Below are 21,190 nucleotides of genomic sequence, written 5' to 3' on the forward strand. Positions count from 1 at the left end.
CATGACAGTAAAACTCATCCTTGCATCGTCGAGCCCTTTTCGACGGGCGCTGATGGAAAATGCCGGCCTGTGCTTCGAGGCGCATGCCGCAAGGATCGACGAAAGGGCCGTCGAAGTCCCGTTGGAAAAAGCCGGCGCGGCGCCCGATGCCGTGGCGCTCGTCCTGGCCAGGGCCAAGGCCGAAGAGGTCAGCCGCCGTTTTCCCGATAGCCTGGTCATCGGTTCGGATCAGACGATGTCGCTCGGTGAACGCGTCTTTCATAAGCCGAGAGACATGGCCGATGCGGCGAATCACCTTCAGACCCTGTCTGGAGCGAACCATCGATTGAACAGTGCCGTCGCGATCGTCCGTGGCGGCGTGGTCTTGTGGGAACATCTCGCCCATGCGGAACTGACGATGCGGCCGTTGACGGCGGATTTCATCACCCGGCACCTGGCGCGGGTCGGCGAACGGGCACTTTCCAGCGTCGGCGCCTATCAATTGGAAGGGGAGGGCATTCAGCTCTTCGAAAAGATCGAGGGTGATTATTTCACCATTCTCGGTCTGCCGATGCTGCCGCTTCTCGAAAAACTGCGAGAACTCGGAGCGATCGATGGATGATTCACGTGAAACATTGGGGCCGAAAGCGTTTGTCACGGGCTTTCCGGTCAAGCACTCGCGCTCGCCGCTCATCCACGGATATTGGCTGAAGACGCTCGGCCTGCCCGGCAGCTACCGCGCCCATGAAGTGGCACCCGATGCCTTTGCGGATTTCATCGCCTCGCTGAAGAACGGCAGCTCCGGCTTTGCCGGCGGCAATGTCACCATCCCCCACAAGGAAATGGCCTTCTGCCTCGCCGACAGACCGGACGAGCTGTCGCAGGAGCTCGGCGCATCGAATACGCTCTGGCTGGAAGATGGCGTCCTGCATGCGACGAACACCGACGGCCGCGGCTTCACTGCCAATCTCGACGAGCGCCATCCAGGCTGGGACCGGCACGAGACGGCCATCATCTTCGGCGCCGGCGGCGCCAGCCGCGCAATCATCCAGGCGGTCCGCGACCGCGGTTTCAGAGAGATCCATGTCGTCAACCGCACGGTCGAACGCGCGCGTGAACTGGCCGATCGCTTTGGTCCGAAAGTCCATGCCCACCCGGCCGGTGCCCTTGCCGAAGTCATGAAAGGGGCCGGCCTCTTCATCAACACCACCTCGCTCGGCATGGACGGCGAAGCGGCGCCGCAGCTTGATTTCACCGTGCTTGCGGCCGATGCTGTCGTCACCGATATCGTCTACATTCCCTTGAAGACGCCGATCCTGGCACAGGCGGAAGAGCAGGGATATTCCATCGTCGACGGTCTCGGCATGCTGCTGCATCAGGCCGTGCCCGGTTTCGAGAAATGGTTCGGCAAACGCCCCGCCGTCGATGCGGCATTGCGCGCGCTGATCGTTGCGGACATGGAAGCGCATTGATGCTGAAGATCGGCCTCACCGGCTCCATCGGAATGGGAAAATCGACGGTCGGCAAGTTGTTCGCCGACGCCGGGATACCGCTGAATGATTCCGATGCCGTGGTCCATGATCTCTATGCCGGCGAGGCTGGGCCTCTGGTGGACGCCGCCTTTCCCGGTTCGATGAAGGACGGGGCGGTCGACCGGCATGAGCTCGGCCGTCAGCTCGCTCTCGATCCCACCGGTTTCAAACGCCTGGAAGCGATCGTTCATCCGCTGGTCCGCAAACGCGAGAACGAATTTCTGGCGCAGCAGCAGGCGGCCGGCGCCGAGATGGTCCTGCTCGACATTCCCCTGCTTTTCGAAACAAGCGCCTGGGAAAGGGTGGACGTGATCGTCGTCGTTAGCACCGATCCACAGATTCAGCGTCAGCGGGTGCTTGCGCGGGAAGACATGACCGAGGAAAAATTCGACATGATTCTCTCCCGCCAGACGCCGGATGCGGAAAAACGCCGCCGCGCCGATTATCTGGTCGATACCAGCGGCAGCATCGCGGAGACGGGAGAACGGGTGCGTGAGATCGTCGCCGATCTGAAAATGCGAATTGCCAGGGGAGATTTCCGGAATGCGTGAGATCATTTTCGATACGGAAACCACCGGCCTCGACAACCGGACGGACCGCATCATCGAAATCGGCGGCATCGAGCTCTTCAATCATTTCCCGACCGGCAACACGATCCATATCTTCATCAATCCCGGTGATCAGAAGGTTCATCCGGATGCGCTCGCCGTCCACGGCATCACCGACGAATTCCTGAAGGACAAGCAGCCCTTTGCCGAAGTGGCCGAGGAAATCCTTGCCTTCTTCGGCGACGCCAAGTGGATCGCCCACAACGCCACCTTCGATATGGGCTTCATCAACGCCGAACTGGCGCGGCTCGGTCTGCCGCCGATCCTGCCGGAACGGGTGGTCGATACGCTGTCCATGGCGCGCCGCAAGCACCCGATGGGACCGAATTCGCTCGACGCGCTCTGCCGGCGTTACGGCATCGACAATTCGCACCGCACGAAACACGGCGCGCTGCTCGACTCCGAACTGCTCGCCGAAGTCTATATCGAGATGATCGGCGGCAGGCAGGCAGCCCTTGGCCTCGGCATGTCGGGTCAATCCGGCCAGGCGGCGCGCGGCGACATGGCGATGGAAGACGATGTGGTGGTATCGGCGGCGCTTGAACGGCCCCGTCCGCTTGCGGCCCGCCTCAGCCAGGCCGAGGCGCAGGCGCATGAGGCGTTGGTCGCCAAACTCGGCGAAAAAGGCATCTGGGCGAAATACGGCAGCCCAAACGCATAATTCCCTAAAGCGCGTCGCGATCTTTCAAAATCGCTCCTCGCGCTTTAGCTCTTTGTTTTGCGCATGTCGTTGCCGCAAAACCGCTGCACACTTTTGCGCGACATGTTTTAAAATCGAAATCGATTTGGCGCTGCAATGAAAAATGCCCGGGACTTGCCCGAACATCTTGATTTCCAAAGCGGAAATGTCCGATCAGTTCGGAACGGCCTGAACCTTGGCGCGGGCCTGTTCTTCGGCAACCCGCTGGGCGAACATCTGCGTGAAGTCGATCGGGTCGATCATCAGCGGCGGGAAGCCGCCATTGCGGGTGACGTCGGCGATGATCTGTCGGGCGAAGGGGAAGAGCATGCGCGGGCACTCGATGAAGAGAACCGGCAGCATGTGCTCCTGCGGGAAGCCGGCAACGCGGAAGACGCCGCCATAGACGAGCTCGGTATGGAAGACCGTCTTGTCGCCGTCCTTGGCTTCGGCATTCAGCGACAGCACGACGTCGAAATCCGTGTCGGAAAGCGGGTTGGCGTTGACGTTCACATTGATGTTGATCGTCGGCGCCTTGTCGCGGGCCTGCAGCGAACGCGGCGCGCCCGGATTTTCGAAGGAGAGGTCCTTGGTGTATTGCGCAAGGATCGAAAGGGTGGGGCTGGTCGCACCGTTGTTGTTATCGTCTGCCATTGGCTTTTCCTCGAAGGGCATGAATGGTGCCGCCATCTAACATTTCAGACAGGGGCTTACAACCCTGGGCGCTGGACGCGGCTGATCGGCCGCCGGACCTCAATCGCCAAGATGTTTGCCGGACCACGGCGAGCTCGGCTCCCTATGATAGTCCTCCTCGTCGAGATCGACCACCTTCGAATTCGGGTTGCGATCCCGGACATCGGGTTGCGGGCCGGAAGAATAGCCGCCCTTGGCGTTGACGACGACGAAGCGTCTGGCGATCGCCCGCCAGACGAAATCGCGCACCGGCGGAATGAGAATGAGGATGGCGATGAGATCGGAGAGGAAGCCGGGAACGATCAGCAGCAGCGCGGCGATGACGTTCATCGCCGGCCGCAGCAGCTCGCGCCCCGGCATCATTCCGTTTCGCCCTTCGCTTGACATGCGCCGCAGAATGCCGATGCCCTGACGGCGCAGCAGGATTACGCCGGCGACGAAGCTGAGCATCACGAGCGCCAGCGTCAGCGCCAATCCGAGCGCCCGGCCAACGACGACGAAACCGGCAATTTCGGCGAGCGGCAGCAGCAGAATGAAAGCTGGCAGGATCGAAAAACGCATGGTCGTCATGTCCCGGCCTTGCCGGTCTCCTCTGGACGCTGGCGAAGATGCCAGCCATCATTTGAATCATCTGTATAGGCGGACTATATGGGAGTACAAATCAGAGATGTTAACGGCGGTTGCGATACGATATGAGTTCGAACGACTTCATCACATTATTCTTCCTGGTGGCGGCGGTGCTGATTTTCTTTCAGCTGCGCTCCGTGCTCGGCCGCCGCACGGGAAATGAGAAGCCGCCGCGTGATCTCTATACGCCGCGGGATGCGGCGTCGGCCGAAACAGCTGATGGCGGCAAGGTCGTGACGCTGCCGCGCCGCGACGCCGCGAGCGAGGATGAGGATCGCTTCTCCGCCATCGATGCCGTTGCAGCTCCGGGAACCCCGCTCAACGAATCGCTGCGCGCCTTGAACAAGGCCGATCCTTCCTTCACCCCGAAGGAATTTCTGAATGGCGCCCGCATGGCCTACGAAATGATCGTCATGGCCTATGCCGACGGCGACCGGAAAACCCTGAAGAACCTTTTGTCCCGCGAAGTCTATGACGGCTTCGATGCCGCGATCGGTGAGCGTGAAAGCCGGGGCGAGAAGGTGAAATCCACCTTCGTCGGCATCGACAAGGCCGAAATCACCCATGCCGAGACGAAGGGCAGCGAGGCGCAGATCACCGTCCGCATCGTCAGCCAGCTGATATCGGCGACCTACGACAAGGCGGATGCGCTGATCGAGGGCGACGCCGAAAACGTCGCCGAGGTCAACGATCTCTGGACCTTCGCCCGCGACACCCGCTCGCGCGATCCGAACTGGAAACTTGTGGCGACCGAATCGGAACATGAGTGACCAGGCATCGGACTTCGTCCTGCAGGCTGTGAGTTTCGATCATTTGGAAGGCTGGAAGGATGACGATCCCTCCGGCCTTTTTGAAGTCATGCGGCGCTGCCGCCGGCAGATCACCGAGGTCAAGCCCTACCGCACCGGCTCGCTCGGCCTGACTTCGGACGATCTGCTTCCGCTTCTAACTGCCGCCGAAGATTTCACGCCGTCCTCTCCGGCATCGGCGCGCGCTTTCTTCGAAAGGCACTGTCGGCCTTTTATGATCCGCCGCAAGGACGGCAATCCGGGCTTCGTCACCGCTTTTTACGAGCCCGAGATCGACGTGTCGGACCATCAGGACGAGATTTTCCGCTTTCCCTTCTACCGCCGCCCGGACGATCTGATTGATCTCGATGAGACCAATCGCCCTGCCGGAATGGACGCGGCTTATGTGTTCGGCCGCCTGCAGGACGGCCGCATCGGCGCCTACCCGGATCGCCGTCAAATCGACCAGGGCTTCCTCGAAGGCCGCGGCCTTGAAATCGCCTGGGCGAAGTCGAAGGTCGACGTCTTCTTCGTGCATGTGCAGGGCGCCGCCCGGCTGCGCTACAGGGATGGCCGTATCGGCCGCATCACCTACGCGGCGAAGGCCGGCCATCCTTTCTCGGCGATCGGCAAGCTGCTGATCGAACGCGGCGAGATCGACCGTGCCGAGATTTCGATGCAGTCGATCCGCGCCTGGCTGGCGCGCAATCCCGAACGGGTGGACGAGGTGCTATGGCACAACCGCTCCTATATTTTCTTCCGGGACGCGGCGGTCGCCGATCTTGAGGCCGGTCCGATCGCCGCCGCCAAGGTGCCGCTTCTGCCCGGGCGCTCGCTCGCCGTCGACCGCATGATCCACACCTTCGGTTTCCCCTTTTTCATTCGTGCCGAAAGCCTCAGCCATCTCGATCACGGCCGGCCCTTCTGTCGACTGATGCTGGCGCTCGATACCGGCTCGGCGATCGTCGGGCCGGCCCGCGGCGACATCTTCACCGGTTCCGGGGATATAGCGGGAGAAAGTGCCGGCACGGTCCGCAACGACGCCGATTTCGCCATCCTCATTCCCAATGCCGCCGCCGGACGCTTCGACTGATGGCCAGGGATCGTAAGCTCAGCGCGGATGAGAGGATCCTCTGGGGCAAGGTGGCCCGCAGCACCCGGCCGATGCCCGGCAAGGCGGGTGAACTCAGTGAACTTGATGCCTTTCTCACCGAGACGGAGACGGCGGTCGAACGGGAGAAGGCCGAAAAGCAGATGCCCGCCTCGTCTGCGCCGGAACAGCCGGCGGCACCCTCGGCATCGAAGCGGCCGGCCGGCATGCATCATCCGCTGGAAAGGCCGGTCAAGCGCAAGATTGCCAAAGGCCGGCTGGCGCTCGAGGCGCGCATCGATCTGCATGGGCTGGTGCAGAGCGAGGCCCATGCCATCCTTCTCGATTTCCTGATCCGCGCCCATGAGCGCGGCATGCGCCATGTCCTCGTCATAACAGGCAAAGGCAGTTCACTCGGCAGCGACGGCGCGCTGAAACGCGCCGTGCCCCTCTGGTTTTCCAAACCCGAATTCCGCTATCTGATCTCGTCTTACGAATCCGCCGCCCAGCATCACGGCGGCGAGGGCGCGCTTTATATCCGATTGTCGCGGCGGCATGGGGAAAGGCCATGACGCCCTTCGGCGAGGCGGTTCGCAGGCTGAGAGCGCGCAAAGGCGTCTCGCAAAAGGAAATGGCGGAAGCGCTGAACGTCTCCCCCGCCTATCTCTCAGCGCTTGAGCACGGAAAGCGCGGCCTGCCGACCTTCGATCTGCTCCAGCGCATCGCCGGCTATTTCAACATCATCTGGGACGAGGCCGAGGAATTGTTCCTGCTCGCCCGTTCTTCCGACCCGCGCGTCGTGATCGACACGTCGGGCCTGCCGCCGGAATATACCGAATTTGCCAACCGGCTGGCGCGGCGGATCCGCGAACTTGACAGCGCCGAGATCGCCCGGTTATCGGCTCTTCTCGAAAATGGCGGCAAAGACGACGGAAAAGCGTCATAATCCCCTGCTTTATGCCTTGTTCCGGGGGGCTCGCCATTGGGAACTGGCCTCAAAAAACCTATATACGAGAGTAAAGAAAGCCGGTGATTCGCAAGGCCCGCCGCCGCTTTACGACAACAGGGAAAATCTCGACAGAATGAGCGATACATCCGCGACGGAAAACGGCGTAAGCAGCGAATATGGCGCAGATTCGATCAAGGTCCTGAAAGGCCTCGATGCCGTACGCAAACGCCCCGGCATGTATATCGGCGATACCGACGACGGCTCCGGTCTTCATCACATGGTCTATGAAGTCGTCGACAACGCGATCGATGAAGCGCTTGCCGGTCATGCCGATATCGTCACCGTCACCCTCAATCCGGATGGATCGGTCACCGTTACCGACAACGGCCGCGGCATCCCGACCGACATCCATACCGGCGAAGGCGTATCGGCCGCCGAAGTCATCATGACGCAGCTCCATGCCGGCGGTAAGTTCGACCAGAATTCCTACAAGGTTTCCGGCGGTCTGCACGGTGTCGGCGTTTCCGTCGTCAATGCGCTTTCCGTCTGGCTGAAGCTGAAGATCCGCCGCCACGGCAAGATCCATGAAATGAGCTTCACCCACGGCGTGGCCGACGCTCCGCTGAAGGTCACGGGCGATGCGCCCGATACGACCGGCACGGAAGTGAGCTTCATGCCGAGCAGCGAAACCTTCACGATGACGGAGTTCGATTACAGCACGCTGGAGCACCGCCTGCGCGAACTCGCCTTCCTGAATTCCGGGGTCCGCATCCTGCTGGCCGACAAGCGCCATTCCGACATCAAGCAGGAAGAGATGCGCTACGAGGGCGGCCTCGAAGCCTTCGTCGCCTATCTCGACCGCGCCAAGAAGCCGCTCGTCGACAAGCCGGTCGCCATCCGCGGCGAAAAGGACGGCATCACCGTCGAAGTGGCGATGTGGTGGAACGACAGCTACCACGAGAACGTGCTCTGCTTCACCAACAACATTCCCCAGCGCGACGGCGGCACCCATATGGCCGGCTTCCGCGCGGCGCTGACGCGCCAGGTGGTGTCCTATGCCGATAATTCCGGCATCACCAAGAAGGAAAAGGTGACGCTGCAGGGTGAGGATTGTCGTGAAGGCCTGACCGCGGTCCTGTCGGTCAAGGTGCCGGATCCGAAATTCTCCTCGCAGACCAAGGACAAGCTCGTCTCTTCGGAGGTCCGTCCTGTCGTCGAAAGCCTCGTCAACGAGGCGCTGAACACCTGGTTCGAAGAACATCCGAGCGAAGCCAAGATCCTGGTCGGCAAGGTCGTCGAAGCCGCCGCGGCGCGCGAGGCGGCCCGCAAGGCCCGCGAATTGACCCGCCGCAAGGGCGCGCTCGATATCGCCTCGCTGCCGGGCAAGCTTGCCGACTGCTCCGAGCGCGATCCGGCCAAATCCGAAGTTTTCCTGGTCGAGGGCGATTCCGCCGGCGGCTCGGCCAAGCAGGGCCGCTCGCGCGAAAACCAGGCGATCCTGCCGCTGCGCGGCAAGATCCTCAACGTCGAACGGGCCCGCTTCGACAAGATGCTGTCGAGCCAGGAAATCGGCACGCTGATCACGGCACTCGGCACCGGCATCGGCAAGGACGAGTTCAATGCCGAAAAGCTGCGCTATCACAAGATCATCATCATGACGGACGCCGATGTCGACGGCGCCCATATCCGCACGCTGCTGCTCACCTTCTTCTTCCGCCAGATGCCGGAGCTGATCGAGCGCGGCCACCTCTACATCGCCCAGCCGCCGCTCTATAAGGTCGCGCGCGGCAAATCGGTGCAGTATCTGAAGGATGAGAAGGCGCTCGAGGAATATCTCATCGCCCAGGGTCTTGAGGACGCGGCTTTGAGGCTCGGCAGCGGTGAGGTCCGCACCGGCCAGGATCTGCGCGAAGTCATTCTCGACGCGCTGCGCATGCGCGCTTTGCTCGACAATCTCCATTCGCGCTACAACCGCGCCGTCGTCGAACAGGCGGCGATCGCCGGCGCGCTCAATGCCGAACTTGTCAGCGACACCGCAAGAGCCGGGGCGCTGGCAACCGAGGTCGCAAGCCGTCTCGACATCATCGCCGAGGAAACCGAGCGCGGCTGGCAGGGCGATCTGACCAGCGATGGCGGCCTGCGCCTCGAGCGCATGGTCCGCGGCGTCAAGGAAGTAGTCGTGCTCGACATGGCGCTGATCGGTTCCTCGGATGCGCGGCACATCGATCAGCTGACATCGCGTCTCAAGGAAATCTACCAGGCGCCGCCGTCGCTGCATCGACGCGAGGGCGACATCGAGATTTCAGGACCGCGCGCCCTGCTCGACGCGATTTTCGCCAGCGGCCGCAAGGGCCTCAGCATGCAGCGTTACAAGGGCCTCGGCGAGATGAACGCCGAACAGCTCTGGGAAACGACGCTCGATCCGAATGTGCGTTCGCTCTTGCAGGTCAAGGTCGCGGACGCCACCGATGCCGACGGCCTCTTTGCCCGCCTGATGGGTGACGAAGTCGAGCCGCGGCGCGAATTCATCCAGGACAACGCGCTCAGCGTCGCCAATCTCGATATCTGATTGATATTTTTCCAATAAAAAGCCCCGCCGTTCCCTGGACGGCGGGGCTTTTGTCATTCAGGCATGGCTCAGTTCGCGACGAAACGGCCGTTGAAGGCGACCTCGGAGAGCGGCTTGCGCTGGCTGGGGAATTCCCGCGCCTGGTTGCGTTCGGAAAGCACGCTCTTGTCGGCCAGACGGCCGACGGCAAGGCCGGCCTCGACGCGGAAACTCTCGGGAATGCCGAAGGTCTTCATGATGTCCTCGTGTTTGATGCCGCCCATGCCATGGGCGTAGAAGCCGGAGAGGCGCGCCTGCAGCGCCAGATGGCCCCAGGCGGCACCGGCGTCGAAGGAATGCGTGTAGCTCGGCTTCTCCTCGCCGGAACCGGCCACCCCGGTGAAGGCGCGCGACACCACGAAGATCAGCGCCGACGCGTTCCTTGCCCATTCCTGATTGGCATCGACGAGCAACGCGACGAATTTCTCCCAATGCTCCGAGCCCTTGAGGGCATAGATGAAGCGCCAGGGCTGCTGGTTGGAAGACGACGGCGCCCAATGGGCGGCGTCGAGCAGGCTGAGCAGCTGTGCTTCCTCGATGATTTCGCCGGTAAAGGCGCGGGGCGACCAGCGGTCGAGAAACATCGGATCGATCGGATATTGGGATTCGCGGTTATTGCTTTTCGTCATGCTTGTTCCCTGGGGACATGAAATCGGGGTGAGGCTAGAGCAAGATGCCGAAAAGTGTGAGCGGTTTTCGGACGACATCTTGCTCTAACTCTTTAATTTAGAACAGGATTCAGATTTTAGACCAACCGGGCCTAAAATCATCCTGTTCTAGTCGGTCCAGACGATGTGGAGTTCCTCGCGGAAGGCGAAGCGCTTCAGATGATCGTCGATGACGCCCTGCATCCTTGCCTGCTGCGCGGGATCGGCGACGGATAGCGTCATGGTCAGGGCCGCATCGTCGGCGGCAAAAGTCACCTCCGCCGTATCGCTGAACGGCACCCGGCCCTTGTGCGGATCGAAATCGACGCTGAACTTGTGGCTCCAGTGCTTGCAGAGCTGCTGAAGATAGCGGCTTGCATGCTCGGTGCGCACGACGGCCTTGGAGAGGTGCATGTCGAACTCCATCTCATCTTGAACTGCAGCCAAGTCATATTTCCTGGCTTGCCGGCTTGGCAAGCGCGGCGTCGTCGCAGCTGCGTGGACGGACTGTCTTCAGAAAACTGGCCTTACGCCGGTGCTGAGGCAGGATAATGAACCGCTTCGGATATGGATCGGAGAGTTGGCATGCTCGTGAACGGAAAATGGACGGAAGACTGGCAGCCTGTTCAGGCGAAGGATGAAAAGGGCGGCTTCGTCAGGCAGATCTCGAGTTTCCGCAGCTGGGTGACGCCGGACGGCAGCGCCGGGCCGACGGGCGAGGGCGGTTTTAAAGCTGTCGCCGGCCGTTACCATCTCTATGTCGCCTATATCTGCCCCTGGGCCTCACGCACCCTGATCGGCCGCAAGCTCAAGGGCCTGGAAGATGTCATCTCCGTTTCCGTGGTCGAGCCGGTGCTGACGAAACAGGGCTGGCGCTTCGGCGATTATCCCGGTGCGACGCCGGATCATGTCAACGGCACGACCTACATCCATGAAATCTACACGAGGGCAGCGCCTGACTTTACCGGCCGGGCCACCGTGCCGGTTCTCTGGGACAAGCAGAGGAAGACCATCGTCAACAATGAATCCGCCGATATTCTGCGCATGCTGAACAGCGGCTTCGGCGATCTGGCAAAAGACCCGATCGATCTCTACCCGGCCGAGAAACGCGCCGAGATCGACGCATTCAACGACCGGATCTATCCCGCGCTTAACAACGGCGTCTACCGCGCCGGTTTCGCCACCACCCAGATCGCCTATGAGGAGGCCTTCGCCGATGTCTTCTCCTGCCTCGATTGGGTCGAGCCGCAGTTCGAAGGCAAGCCTTTCCTCTTCGCCGATCATCCGACGGAAAGCGATATCCGCCTGTTCGTGACGCTGGTGCGCTTCGATGTCGCCTATCACGGCATCTTCAAATGCAATCTGCGCCGGCTTTCCGATTACGCCAACCTGCGCGCCTTCTGCCGGCGCATGCTGAATTGGCCGGGCATTGCCGAAACCGTGAATCTCGACCACATCAAGCGTGGCTACTACTCGGTGGAAAGCCTCAACCCGACGAAAATCGTCCCCGCCGGGCCTGATCTCTCTGAAATTTTCTAAGAGGCCGTACCGCTTCACGTCAAAGCCGTAATGACACCGATGAATAATTCGTTCATAGGTGGTTGCAAATCCCGTTTTCGATGAGGAGGCATTCCATGAAGCTGATGCGTGTTGGCGAAGCAGGCCGTGAAAAACCGGCGCTTCTCGATTCCGATGGCAAGATCCGCGATCTTTCCGGCCACGTCGCCGATATTGGCGGTGAGGCGATCTCGCCGGCCGGCCTTGCCAGAATAGCGGCGATCGATCCGAAGAGCCTTCCGGAACTTGCTCCGGGCCGCATCGGCGCCTGCGTGGCCGGCACCGGCAAATTCATCTGCATCGGCCTCAATTTCTCCGACCATGCCGCCGAAACCGGCGCCACCGTGCCGCCGGAGCCGGTGATCTTCATGAAGGCGACGTCGGCGATCGTTGGTCCGAACGATAACGTTCTCATCCCGCGCGGTTCGGAAAAGACCGATTGGGAAGTCGAGCTCGGCGTCGTCATCGGCAAGACGGCGAAATATGTCAGCGAAGCCGACGCGCTCGATTACGTCGCCGGTTACTGCGTCTCGCACGACGTTTCCGAACGCGCCTTCCAGACCGAGCGCGCCGGCCAGTGGACCAAGGGCAAGTCCTGCGACACTTTCGGGCCGATCGGCCCGTGGCTGGTCACCAAGGATGAGATCGCCGATCCGCAGAACCTTGCCATGTGGCTGAAGGTCAACGGCCAGACGATGCAGAACGGCTCTTCCAAGACCATGGTCTATGGCGTCGCCCACGTCGTTTCCTATCTCAGCCAGTTCATGTCGCTGCATCCGGGCGACGTCATCTCGACGGGAACGCCTCCTGGTGTCGGCATGGGCATGAAACCGCCACATTATCTCAAGGCCGGCGATGTCGTCGAACTTGGCATCGAGGGTCTCGGCACGCAGAAGCAGAGCTTCGTAGCGGATCATTAACGACGCTTTCTGCTGAGAAACTTAAGTTTTCCAGTCGATACTGATGCCGGAGAGTCACTTCTCCGGCATTTCTTGTGCGGGTCTGGTTCGTCCATGTTGCTGTGCAACAAAAAACTGTTAGTCTGAGTAACGTGCCCGCGTAACGGAAAGATTCGATGCCTTTCAATCGGCGTCATCTTTTCGATAGAGAAAGGTGGCGCCTTTGTTTTATCAGCTTTATGAATTGAACCATGCCGCTATGGCGCCGTTTCGCGCCGCGGCCGATATCATGCGGTTTGCCTATGCCAATCCGCTCAATCCGTTTTCGCATACGCCCCTCGGCCGGACGATGGCGGCCAGTCTCGAAATGTTCGAACGCACGACGCGACGCTACGGCAAGCCGGAATTCGGGCTGAAACAGACGGCGGTCGGCGGTCAGTCGGTTTCCGTCCGCGAAGAGATCGTCTGGTCGCGGCCCTTCTGCAATCTGCTGCATTTCGCCCGCAATGTTCCAGCCGCTGCCCGCGGCAACGATCCGCGCATCCTGATCGTCGCGCCGATGTCCGGCCATTATGCGACGCTGTTGCGCGGCACCGTCGAGGCGCTGCTGCCGAGCGCCGATGTTTACATCACCGACTGGATCGATGCCCGCATGGTGCCGATGACGGAAGGCACCTTCGATTTCGACGATTATGTCGATTACGTCATCGAGATGCTGCATTTCCTCGGCCACGACACGCATGTGATCGCCGTCTGCCAGCCCTCCGTTCCGGTGCTTGCCGCAGCCGCGGTGATGGAGGAAGCCAACGATCCGCTTTCGCCGTCCTCGATGACGCTGATGGGCGGCCCGATCGATACGCGCATCAACCCGACGGCGGTCAACAAGCTTGCTCACGAACGCTCGCTGCAGTGGTTTTCCGATAATGTCATCATGAACGTGCCCTGGCCGCAGCCGGGTTTCATGCGTCCTGTCTATCCCGGCTTCCTGCAGCTTTCCGGCTTCATGTCGATGAACCTGGACCGCCATCTCGTCGCCCACAAGGAATTCTTCATGCATCTCGTGAAGAACGACGGCGAGCCGGAAAAACATCGCGATTTCTACGACGAATATCTCGCCGTCATGGATCTCACCGCCGAATTCTATCTGCAGACGGTGGAGGAGGTCTTCATAAAGCACTCCCTGCCGAAGGGCGAATTGATGCATCGCGGCAAACGCGTTGATCCTGCAGCGATTCGCAAGGTGGCGCTTCTGACCGTCGAAGGCGAGAACGACGATATTTCGGGCGTCGGCCAGACGAAGGCGGCGCAGACCATCTGCGTGAACATTCCTGAAGATATGCGCATGCATTATCTCCAGCCGGATGTCGGCCATTACGGCGTTTTCAACGGTTCGCGGTTCCGCCGCGAGATTGCGCCGCGCATCGTCAATTTCGTCCGCCAGCATTCCCGTTCAGGGATCAAGCGCCCGGTTCAGCGCGTCATCAAGGGCGGCCGAACCGGCTAATTCAGCGGCAGCTGAATTAGGAGAACCGATTCAAGACCTTGTCCGATTTCGCGGGCAATCGTCTTGAAGGCACCTATTGCGGTAACCACATCGATTTCAGCGTTCGGTATCTTGCCGGGCGCGGAAAGCAAGGATACCGCACGATGAACCAGTCAGCATTGCTTCGACCGGATTGGACTCCGGCTACCATTGCCCTGATGATTCTCGGCTTCATGGTTTTCTGGCCTCTGGGTCTGGCCATGCTTGCCTATATCATCTTCGGCGAGCGTCTGCGCGGCTTCAAGCGCGACGTCAATCAGGCGACCGATGGCATCTTCGCCTCCTGCCGCCGTTCGCATGGCCGTTACCGCCCGCATTTCTCGACCGGCAACGTCGCCTTCGACGATTGGCGCAAGACTGAGCTCGACCGGATCGAGGAAGAGCGCCGCAAGCTCGACGAAATGCGCGAGGAATTCGACGCTTATCTCAGGGAACTCCGCCGCGCCAAGGACCAGGAAGAATTCGACCGCTTCATGCGCGAGCGCAGGAATGCCAAGCGCGACGACAATGGCGGCCCGGTCGCCGAATTTCAGACGCCGTGAATGGTCTAGCAATGAACAGATGCCGGCATCTCGCGATGCCGGTTTTTCCATGTCCGCCCGGGCCGCAAATCGTTTAGATTCGCCGGCGAATCGTATAGAAAACACCCATGTTTCCGCTTCTGAAGACACGGCCAAAGGCGCGAAAGCCGGCTCCGCCCGAAACACGGACGCTCGATGTCGCCGGCCGGCTCATGCCTCTCACCATCAAGCAGCATGACCAGGCAACGCGCATCACGCTGCGCATCGAGCCCGGCGGCCGCGCCTTGAAGATGACGGTGCCGAGAGGCCTTGCGGCGCGCGAGGTCAATGCCTTCCTCGATCGGCACCAGGGATGGCTGCTTACCAAGCTTGCGAAGTTTTCGACCGACACCGGGCTGCGCGACGGCGGCAAGATCCTCCTGCGCGGAGTTTCCCACCACATCGTGCATACCGGCAGCCTGCGTGGTTTGACGGAGGTGGTCTCGTTGGATGGCAGCCCGGTGCTGCGCGTCAGCGGTATGCCGGAACATGTGGGACGGCGCATTGCGGCCTTCCTCAAGAAGGAGGCGCGCGCCGATCTCGAGAGGCTGGCGGCGGCGCATGCCGCAACGATCCGGGCGCCGATCCGCTCGATCTCGATGAAGGATACCCGCAGCCGCTGGGGCTCCTGTTCGTCGGAGGGAAATCTGAGTTTCTCCTGGCGCATCGTCATGGCGCCGCCATCGGTGATCGATTATCTCGCCGCCCACGAAGTTGCCCATCTCAAGGAGATGAACCACGGGCCGCGCTTCTGGGCGCTGTGCAAGAAGCTCTGCCCCGGCATGGAGGAAGCGAAATCCTGGCTGAAGCGGCACGGCAGCCAGCTGCACGCCATCGATTTCGACTGACGCAAGACCGCCCTAAATGCAGCGTTCCATGCAAATTGGCTCGACTCTTGCTGCATTTCGTGTCACTTCGCTGCCATGAAACCGGATATCAAGATCTGTGGCTTGAAGACGCCCGAAGCGATCGATCGTGCGCTGAAACGCGGCGCGACCCATATCGGTTTTATCTTCTTCGAAAAGAGCCCGCGTTACATCGAGCCGGACCTGGCGGCAAAACTTGCCGAACCTGCCCGCGGCAAGGCGAAGATCGTTGCCGTCGTCGTCGATCCCACAAATGACGAGCTGGATGAGATCGTATCGCTGTTGAAGCCGGATATTCTGCAGCTCCACGGCAATGAGAGCCCCGAACATGTGCTGACCATCAAGGCGCTCTATGGTCTGCCTGTGATGAAGGTCTTTTCGGTGCGCACGGCCGACGATCTGAAACGGGTCGAGGCCTATATCGGCATTGCCGACCGTTTCCTGTTCGATGCGAAAGCGCCGAAAGGCTCGGAACTGCCTGGCGGCAACGGCATTTCCTTCGACTGGAGCCTTCTCAGCTGGCTCGACGGCAGCATCGACTACATGCTGTCCGGCGGACTGAACAAGAACAATGTCGCGGATGCGCTGGCGAATACCAGGGCGCGTGGTATCGACGTCTCCTCGGGTGTCGAAACCGAGCCTGGCGTCAAAAGCGTCGCAATGATCGATGAATTTTTCGATGCGGTCGAAACGGCGGATGCGCCTGTCATGGCCCCAGGGAGTTGAGAGTGAACGAAACGCCTAAACCGAATTCCTTCCGTTCCGGACCTGACGAAGATGGCCGTTTCGGCATCTACGGTGGTCGTTTCGTTGCCGAAACGTTGATGCCGCTGATCCTCGATCTGCAGGACGAGTGGAACAAGGCGAAGACCGATCCGGCATTCCAGGCGGAATTGAAGCATCTCGGCGCCCATTATATTGGCCGCCCGAGCCCGCTCTATTTCGCCGAGCGGCTGACGGCCGAACTCGGCGGCGCGAAGATCTATTTCAAGCGCGAGGAGTTGAACCACACCGGCTCGCACAAGATCAACAACTGCATCGGCCAGATCCTGCTCGCCAAGCGCATGGGCAAGACCCGCATCATCGCCGAAACCGGCGCCGGTCAGCACGGTGTCGCCTCCGCCACCGTTGCCGCCCGCTTCGGCCTTCCCTGCGTCGTCTATATGGGCGCGACCGACGTCGAGCGTCAGGCCCCGAACGTTTTCCGCATGAAGCTGCTCGGCGCGGAAGTCAAACCGGTGACGGCAGGCAGCGGCACGCTGAAAGACGCGATGAACGAGGCGCTCCGCGACTGGGTCACCAATGTCGAGGACACCTATTACCTGATCGGCACGGCGGCCGGCCCGCACCCCTATCCGGAGATGGTTCGCGATTTCCAGTCGGTGATCGGCACGGAAGCGAAAGAGCAGATGCTGGCGGCCGAAGGCCGTCTGCCGGATCTCGTCGTCGCGGCCGTCGGCGGCGGCTCGAATGCGATCGGCATCTTCCACCCCTTCCTCGACGATTCCTCGGTGAAGATCGTCGGCGTCGAAGCCGGCGGCAAGGGCCTGCAGGGCGATGAACATTGCGCGTCGATCACCGCCGGTTCGCCGGGCGTGCTGCACGGCAACCGCACCTATCTGCTGCAGGATGGCGACGGCCAGATCAAGGAAGGCCATTCGATTTCGGCCGGTCTCGACTATCCCGGCATCGGCCCCGAACATTCCTGGCTGAGCGATATCGGCAGGGTCGATTACGTGCCGATCATGGATCACGAAGCGCTCGAAGCCTTCCAGACGCTGACCCGCCTCGAAGGCATCATCCCGGCGCTCGAGGCCGCGCATGCGATTGCCGAGGTCATCAAGCGCGCGCCAAAGATGGGCAAGGACGAGATCATCCTGATGAACCTCTCCGGCCGCGGCGACAAGGATATCTTCACCGTCGGCAAGCTTCTGGGAATGGGACTGTAAGACATGACCGCACGCATGGACAAACGCTTTGCCGAGCTGAAGGCCGAAGGCCGTCCGGCGCTTGTGACCTATTTCATGGGCGGCGATCCTGATTACGATACCTCTCTCGGCATCATGAAGGCGCTGCCGGAGGCCGGTTCCGACATCATCGAGCTCGGCATGCCCTTTTCCGATCCGATGGCCGATGGCCCGGCGATCCAGCTGGCCGGCCAGCGCGCGCTGAAAGGCGGCCAGACGCTGAAGAAGACGCTGCAGCTGGCGGCCGATTTCCGCAAGGCCGACGATGCGACTCCGATCGTGATGATGGGCTACTACAATCCGATCTACATCTACGGCGTCGAGAAATTCCTCGACGATGCGCTCGCCGCCGGGATCGACGGCCTGATCGTCGTCGACCTGCCGCCGGAGATGGATGACGAGCTCTGCATTCCGGCGATCCGCAAGGGCATCAACTTCATCCGCCTGGCGACGCCGACCACCGACGGGAAGCGCCTGCCCGCCGTGCTGAAGAATACCTCCGGTTTCGTCTACTACGTGTCGATGAACGGCATTACCGGCTCGGCGCTGCCCGATCCGTCGCTGGTTTCGGGCGCCGTCCAGCGCATCAAGCAGCACACGGAATTGCCGGTCTGCGTCGGCTTCGGCGTCAAGACGGCGGAACATGCCAAGGTCATCGGCGGCTCGGCCGATGGCGTCGTCGTCGGCACAGCCATCGTCAATCAGGTCGCCACCAGCTTGACCAAGGATGGAAAAGCGACGGCGGATACGGTTCAGGCAGTCGCAACGCTGGTGCGCGGCCTTTCCTCGGGAACACGTTCGGCGCGCCTTGTTGCTGCCGAATAGTTTTCCCACATTGGCGCTATTCAGTTAGGAGAAATCGAGTTGAACTGGATCACCAACTACGTTCGCCCGCGGATCAATTCCATGCTGGGCCGTCGCGAAGTGCCGGAGAACCTCTGGATCAAGTGCCCGGAAACGGGTGAAATGGTCTTCCACAAGGATCTGGAATCCAATAAATGGGTCATTCCGGCGTCCGGCTATCACATGAAGATGCCGGCCAAGGCGCGTCTTGCCGATCTTTTCGACAACGGTGAATATGAATCGCTGCCGCAGCCGAAGGTCGCCCAGGACCCGCTGAAGTTCCGCGATTCCAAGAAATATATCGATCGTCTCCGCGACAGCCGCCTGAAGACCGAACAGGAGGACACGATCCTCGCCGGCCTCGGAAAGGTGCAGGGTCTGAAGCTCGTGGCCGTCGTGCACGAGTTCAACTTCATCGGCGGTTCGCTCGGCATTGCCGCCGGCGAGGCGATCGTCAAGGCGTTCGAACGCGCCACCTCCGAAAAGTGCCCGCTGGTGATGTTCCCCGCTTCCGGCGGCGCGCGCATGCAGGAAGGCATTCTCTCGCTGATGCAGCTGCCGCGCACGACGGTTGCCGTCGATTTGCTCAAGGAATCCGGCCAGCCCTATGTCGTCGTGCTGACCAACCCGACGACCGGCGGCGTTACGGCCTCTTACGCCATGCTCGGTGATATTCATCTGGCCGAGCCCGGCGCCGAAATCGGCTTTGCCGGCAAGCGCGTCATTGAGCAGACGCTGCGTGAAAAGCTCCCGGAGGGCTTCCAGACCTCCGAATACCTGCTGGAACATGGTATGGTCGATATGGTCGTCAAACGTCACGACATTCCGGAAACGCTGGCGCGTCTCCTGAAGATCCTGACGAAAAAGCCCGTCTCGGCGGCCAACGATATGAGTGGCGGCGCGATCGCCCTGGCGGCGAGCGCCTGATAACTGACAAGCAGGCGGGGTGCCGAATTGATACCCAGAGGCCAAACCGCGGTGAGTGAGGCAGCGCAAGAGATCGAAAAACTCATGGGATTGCATCCCAAGGGGTTCGATCTGTCGCTCGATCGCATCACCCGTCTTCTCGATGTGCTCGGCAATCCGCACAGGAAACTGCCGCCGGTGATCCATGTCGCCGGCACCAACGGCAAGGGCTCGGTCACCGCTTTCTGCCGCGCCTTGCTCGAGGCCGGCGGTTATAGCGCCCATGTCCACACCTCGCCGCATCTCGTCAATTGGCACGAACGCTATCGCATCGGTGTGGCGGGCGGGCGCGGGCAGCTCGTCGATGACGCCGTTTTCGCCGATGCTCTCCGCCGCGTGGCCGATGCCAATGCCGGACAGCATATTACCGTCTTTGAAATCCTGACGGCGGTCACCTTCATCCTGTTTTCCGAACATCCGGCCGATGCCGCGATCATCGAAGTCGGTCTCGGCGGCCGCTTCGACGCCACCAATGTCATTTCCGATCCGGCCGTTTCGGTCATCATGCCGATCTCGCTTGATCACCAGCCCTATCTCGGCGACAGGGTCGAACTGATTGCGGCTGAAAAGGCCGGCATCATGAAGCCGGGATTGCCCGTCGTTATCGGCCACCAGGAATATGATGCCGCACTCGACGTCCTGATGTCGACGGCCGAGCGGCTGCATTGCCCGAGCGCCGTTTTCGGGCAGGATTTCATGGCGCATGAGGAATATGGCCGGCTCGTCTATCAGGACGAATACGGGCTTGCCGACCTGCCGCTGCCGCGCCTTCCCGGCCGCCATCAATATGCCAATGCCGCCGCCGCCATCCGCGCAGTCAAGGCCGCGGGCTTCACCGTCACCGAGACGATGATGGAAAAGGCGATGAATCTCGTGGAGTGGCCGGGCCGGCTGCAGCGTCTGAGCGAAGGCCGGCTGCTGTCGCATGCACCCGCCGGCACCGAGATCTGGGTCGATGGCGGGCACAATCCCGGCGCCGGCGAAGTCATCGCCGAAGCCATGGCCAATTTCGAGGAGCGTCAGCCGCGCCCGCTGTTCCTGATCATCGGCATGATCAACACCAAGGACCCGGTCGGTTACTTCAAGGCTTTCGCAGGTCTGGTCGAAAAGGTGTTCTGCGTGCCGATCCGCGGCAGCGATGCGATGATCGACCCGGTGATACTGTCGAACGCCGCCTATGATGCCGGCCTCGTCGCCGAGCCGATGTCGACGGTCGCCGATGCGCTGGATGCGATAAAGGCCGCGCTCGATCCGGAGGCTTTGCCGCCGCGCATCCTGGTCGGCGGCTCTCTTTATCTGGTGGGCGATGTGCTTGCCGATAACGGCACGCCTCCCAAGTGAGGGGCGAAATGAAGAGCCTAAAATGAAAAAAGCCCGGTCAAGCCGGGCTTTTTCGTCAATGTGACATCAATCGATCAGGCAGCGTTCGAAATCCAGTTCGACAGAGCCGTCTTCGGCTTGGCGCCGACCGAGATATCGGCCACTTCGCCGCCCTTGAAGATCGCAAGGGTCGGAATGGAGCGCACGCCGAACTGTGCGGCGAGTTCCGGGTTCTCGTCGATATTGAGCTTGGCAACCTTGACCTTGCCTTCCATTTCGACGGAGATTTCTTCGAGGCTCGGAGCAATCATCTTGCACGGGCCGCACCATTCAGCCCAGAAATCAACGACGACGGGTTCTGCGGATTCCAGAACTTCCGACTGGAAGTTATTGATATCGACTTTCACGGTAGCCATAGGCTGCTCCTTTGACGGAATTGGATGTTGAACCACATGTGATGCTGCGGTGC

At 61.1% G+C, this 21,190-nt stretch carries 24 protein-coding genes; 19 read left to right on the forward strand and 5 right to left on the reverse strand.

Annotated elements, in window-relative coordinates; all coding sequences use genetic code 11:
- The first annotated feature begins 1 nt into the window (after position 1).
- Genes CO670_RS19970 through dnaQ form a run of 4 tightly spaced genes read left to right on the forward strand, consistent with a single transcriptional unit; the run spans position 2 to position 2,780 of the window.
- On the forward strand, positions 2-601 hold the full coding sequence (locus CO670_RS19970; protein ID WP_097591849.1) for a Maf-like protein: 600 nt from the start codon (positions 2-4) through the stop codon (positions 599-601).
- On the forward strand, positions 594-1,451 hold the full coding sequence (locus CO670_RS19975) for a shikimate dehydrogenase (RefSeq protein ID WP_097591850.1): 858 nt from the start codon (positions 594-596) through the stop codon (positions 1,449-1,451). Before CO670_RS19970 ends, CO670_RS19975 begins: the two co-directional genes overlap by 8 nt.
- Positions 1,451-2,062 (forward strand): dephospho-CoA kinase, encoded by a 612-nt coding sequence (gene coaE / locus CO670_RS19980; protein ID WP_097591851.1) that lies wholly within the window; start codon positions 1,451-1,453, stop codon positions 2,060-2,062. The genes CO670_RS19975 and coaE overlap by 1 nt, the downstream gene beginning before the upstream one ends.
- A complete protein-coding gene (gene dnaQ / locus CO670_RS19985; protein WP_097591852.1) occupies positions 2,055-2,780 on the forward strand; it encodes a DNA polymerase III subunit epsilon in 726 nt (241 codons plus the stop codon). The genes coaE and dnaQ overlap by 8 nt, the downstream gene beginning before the upstream one ends.
- A gap of 192 nt (positions 2,781-2,972) precedes the next feature.
- Here the strand turns inward: dnaQ and secB are convergent, their stop codons facing one another.
- Positions 2,973-3,452, reverse strand: coding sequence for a protein-export chaperone SecB (gene secB, locus CO670_RS19990; protein ID WP_008528719.1), 480 nt, complete (start codon positions 3,450-3,452; stop codon positions 2,973-2,975).
- A gap of 99 nt (positions 3,453-3,551) precedes the next feature.
- Positions 3,552-4,052 carry an FxsA family protein gene (locus tag CO670_RS19995; protein ID WP_097591904.1) on the reverse strand — a complete coding sequence of 167 codons (501 nt, stop codon included), beginning with the start codon at positions 4,050-4,052 and terminating at the stop codon, positions 3,552-3,554.
- 131 nt (positions 4,053-4,183) lie between these two features.
- Here CO670_RS19995 and CO670_RS20000 point away from each other — a divergent pair, with 131 nt between their 5' ends.
- The 5 genes from CO670_RS20000 to gyrB all read left to right on the forward strand — a co-directional run bounded on the left by CO670_RS20000 (position 4,184) and on the right by gyrB (position 9,514).
- Positions 4,184-4,888 (forward strand): Tim44/TimA family putative adaptor protein, encoded by a 705-nt coding sequence (locus CO670_RS20000; protein WP_097591853.1) that lies wholly within the window; start codon positions 4,184-4,186, stop codon positions 4,886-4,888.
- Positions 4,881-5,999, forward strand: a complete 1,119-nt coding sequence (locus CO670_RS20005; RefSeq protein ID WP_097591854.1) for a murein transglycosylase A — start codon at positions 4,881-4,883, stop codon at positions 5,997-5,999. Before CO670_RS20000 ends, CO670_RS20005 begins: the two co-directional genes overlap by 8 nt.
- Positions 5,999-6,568 carry a Smr/MutS family protein gene (locus CO670_RS20010; protein WP_097591855.1) on the forward strand — a complete coding sequence of 190 codons (570 nt, stop codon included), beginning with the start codon at positions 5,999-6,001 and terminating at the stop codon, positions 6,566-6,568. Before CO670_RS20005 ends, CO670_RS20010 begins: the two co-directional genes overlap by 1 nt.
- Positions 6,565-6,942: a helix-turn-helix domain-containing protein gene (locus CO670_RS20015; protein WP_097591856.1), complete on the forward strand. Its 378-nt coding sequence runs from the start codon at positions 6,565-6,567 to the stop codon at positions 6,940-6,942. The genes CO670_RS20010 and CO670_RS20015 overlap by 4 nt, the downstream gene beginning before the upstream one ends.
- A gap of 136 nt (positions 6,943-7,078) precedes the next feature.
- The gene (gene gyrB, locus CO670_RS20020; RefSeq protein WP_097591857.1) at positions 7,079-9,514 is read left to right on the forward strand and encodes a DNA topoisomerase (ATP-hydrolyzing) subunit B; all 2,436 of its coding nucleotides are present in this window, start codon (positions 7,079-7,081) and stop codon (positions 9,512-9,514) included.
- A gap of 68 nt (positions 9,515-9,582) precedes the next feature.
- On the opposite strand, the gene CO670_RS20025 is transcribed toward gyrB, so the two are convergent.
- Positions 9,583-10,182 (reverse strand): nitroreductase family protein, encoded by a 600-nt coding sequence (locus tag CO670_RS20025; RefSeq protein ID WP_097591858.1) that lies wholly within the window; start codon positions 10,180-10,182, stop codon positions 9,583-9,585.
- Positions 10,183-10,329: 147 nt separating this feature from the next.
- Positions 10,330-10,614 (reverse strand): DUF2218 domain-containing protein, encoded by a 285-nt coding sequence (locus CO670_RS20030; RefSeq protein ID WP_097591905.1) that lies wholly within the window; start codon positions 10,612-10,614, stop codon positions 10,330-10,332.
- A 171-nt stretch (positions 10,615-10,785) separates the two neighbouring features.
- On the opposite strand from CO670_RS20030, the gene CO670_RS20035 reads away from it, so the two are divergent.
- The 10 genes from CO670_RS20035 to CO670_RS20080 all read left to right on the forward strand — a co-directional run bounded on the left by CO670_RS20035 (position 10,786) and on the right by CO670_RS20080 (position 20,742).
- On the forward strand, positions 10,786-11,739 hold the full coding sequence (locus CO670_RS20035; RefSeq protein WP_097591859.1) for a glutathione S-transferase family protein: 954 nt from the start codon (positions 10,786-10,788) through the stop codon (positions 11,737-11,739).
- A 95-nt stretch (positions 11,740-11,834) separates the two neighbouring features.
- Positions 11,835-12,677, forward strand: coding sequence for a fumarylacetoacetate hydrolase family protein (locus tag CO670_RS20040; RefSeq protein WP_097591860.1), 843 nt, complete (start codon positions 11,835-11,837; stop codon positions 12,675-12,677).
- 202 nt (positions 12,678-12,879) lie between these two features.
- A complete protein-coding gene (gene phaZ, locus CO670_RS20045; RefSeq protein ID WP_097591861.1) occupies positions 12,880-14,160 on the forward strand; it encodes a polyhydroxyalkanoate depolymerase in 1,281 nt (426 codons plus the stop codon).
- A gap of 143 nt (positions 14,161-14,303) precedes the next feature.
- Positions 14,304-14,741 carry a DUF2852 domain-containing protein gene (locus tag CO670_RS20050; protein WP_097591906.1) on the forward strand — a complete coding sequence of 146 codons (438 nt, stop codon included), beginning with the start codon at positions 14,304-14,306 and terminating at the stop codon, positions 14,739-14,741.
- Positions 14,742-14,848: 107 nt separating this feature from the next.
- Positions 14,849-15,607 carry a SprT family zinc-dependent metalloprotease gene (locus CO670_RS20055; protein WP_097591862.1) on the forward strand — a complete coding sequence of 253 codons (759 nt, stop codon included), beginning with the start codon at positions 14,849-14,851 and terminating at the stop codon, positions 15,605-15,607.
- 75 nt (positions 15,608-15,682) lie between these two features.
- Complete coding sequence (locus tag CO670_RS20060) at positions 15,683-16,351, forward strand: phosphoribosylanthranilate isomerase (RefSeq protein WP_097591863.1); 669 nt, start codon at positions 15,683-15,685, stop codon at positions 16,349-16,351.
- A 2-nt stretch (positions 16,352-16,353) separates the two neighbouring features.
- Positions 16,354-17,574 (forward strand): tryptophan synthase subunit beta, encoded by a 1,221-nt coding sequence (gene trpB, locus CO670_RS20065; protein ID WP_097591864.1) that lies wholly within the window; start codon positions 16,354-16,356, stop codon positions 17,572-17,574.
- Between the two features lie 3 nt (positions 17,575-17,577).
- Complete coding sequence (gene trpA / locus CO670_RS20070; protein WP_097591865.1) at positions 17,578-18,417, forward strand: tryptophan synthase subunit alpha; 840 nt, start codon at positions 17,578-17,580, stop codon at positions 18,415-18,417.
- A 39-nt stretch (positions 18,418-18,456) separates the two neighbouring features.
- Complete coding sequence (gene accD, locus CO670_RS20075; protein ID WP_097591866.1) at positions 18,457-19,362, forward strand: acetyl-CoA carboxylase, carboxyltransferase subunit beta; 906 nt, start codon at positions 18,457-18,459, stop codon at positions 19,360-19,362.
- A 27-nt stretch (positions 19,363-19,389) separates the two neighbouring features.
- Complete coding sequence (locus CO670_RS20080) at positions 19,390-20,742, forward strand: folylpolyglutamate synthase/dihydrofolate synthase family protein (RefSeq protein ID WP_176538985.1); 1,353 nt, start codon at positions 19,390-19,392, stop codon at positions 20,740-20,742.
- Between the two features lie 74 nt (positions 20,743-20,816).
- Here CO670_RS20080 and trxA read toward each other — a convergent pair whose 3' ends face one another.
- Positions 20,817-21,137 (reverse strand): thioredoxin, encoded by a 321-nt coding sequence (gene trxA, locus CO670_RS20085; protein WP_004672616.1) that lies wholly within the window; start codon positions 21,135-21,137, stop codon positions 20,817-20,819.
- Positions 21,138-21,190 lie beyond the last annotated feature (53 nt).

Source organism: Rhizobium sp. J15, assembly GCF_002531825.1.
Lineage (GTDB): Bacteria > Pseudomonadota > Alphaproteobacteria > Rhizobiales > Rhizobiaceae > Rhizobium.

Coding starts and splice junctions, on each gene's coding strand:
- CO670_RS19970 (WP_097591849.1), top strand. CDS start 2: ATGACAGTAAAACTCATCCTTGCATCGTCGAGCCCTTTTCGACGGGCG.
- CO670_RS19975 (WP_097591850.1), top strand. CDS start 594: ATGGATGATTCACGTGAAACATTGGGGCCGAAAGCGTTTGTCACGGGC.
- coaE (WP_097591851.1), top strand. CDS start 1,451: ATGCTGAAGATCGGCCTCACCGGCTCCATCGGAATGGGAAAATCGACG.
- dnaQ (WP_097591852.1), top strand. CDS start 2,055: ATGCGTGAGATCATTTTCGATACGGAAACCACCGGCCTCGACAACCGG.
- secB (WP_008528719.1), bottom strand. CDS start 3,452: ATGGCAGACGATAACAACAACGGTGCGACCAGCCCCACCCTTTCGATC.
- CO670_RS19995 (WP_097591904.1), bottom strand. CDS start 4,052: ATGCGTTTTTCGATCCTGCCAGCTTTCATTCTGCTGCTGCCGCTCGCC.
- CO670_RS20000 (WP_097591853.1), top strand. CDS start 4,184: ATGAGTTCGAACGACTTCATCACATTATTCTTCCTGGTGGCGGCGGTG.
- CO670_RS20005 (WP_097591854.1), top strand. CDS start 4,881: ATGAGTGACCAGGCATCGGACTTCGTCCTGCAGGCTGTGAGTTTCGAT.
- CO670_RS20010 (WP_097591855.1), top strand. CDS start 5,999: ATGGCCAGGGATCGTAAGCTCAGCGCGGATGAGAGGATCCTCTGGGGC.
- CO670_RS20015 (WP_097591856.1), top strand. CDS start 6,565: ATGACGCCCTTCGGCGAGGCGGTTCGCAGGCTGAGAGCGCGCAAAGGC.
- gyrB (WP_097591857.1), top strand. CDS start 7,079: ATGAGCGATACATCCGCGACGGAAAACGGCGTAAGCAGCGAATATGGC.
- CO670_RS20025 (WP_097591858.1), bottom strand. CDS start 10,182: ATGACGAAAAGCAATAACCGCGAATCCCAATATCCGATCGATCCGATG.
- CO670_RS20030 (WP_097591905.1), bottom strand. CDS start 10,614: ATGCACCTCTCCAAGGCCGTCGTGCGCACCGAGCATGCAAGCCGCTAT.
- CO670_RS20035 (WP_097591859.1), top strand. CDS start 10,786: ATGCTCGTGAACGGAAAATGGACGGAAGACTGGCAGCCTGTTCAGGCG.
- CO670_RS20040 (WP_097591860.1), top strand. CDS start 11,835: ATGAAGCTGATGCGTGTTGGCGAAGCAGGCCGTGAAAAACCGGCGCTT.
- CO670_RS20050 (WP_097591906.1), top strand. CDS start 14,304: ATGAACCAGTCAGCATTGCTTCGACCGGATTGGACTCCGGCTACCATT.
- CO670_RS20055 (WP_097591862.1), top strand. CDS start 14,849: ATGTTTCCGCTTCTGAAGACACGGCCAAAGGCGCGAAAGCCGGCTCCG.
- CO670_RS20060 (WP_097591863.1), top strand. CDS start 15,683: ATGAAACCGGATATCAAGATCTGTGGCTTGAAGACGCCCGAAGCGATC.
- trpA (WP_097591865.1), top strand. CDS start 17,578: ATGACCGCACGCATGGACAAACGCTTTGCCGAGCTGAAGGCCGAAGGC.
- trxA (WP_004672616.1), bottom strand. CDS start 21,137: ATGGCTACCGTGAAAGTCGATATCAATAACTTCCAGTCGGAAGTTCTG.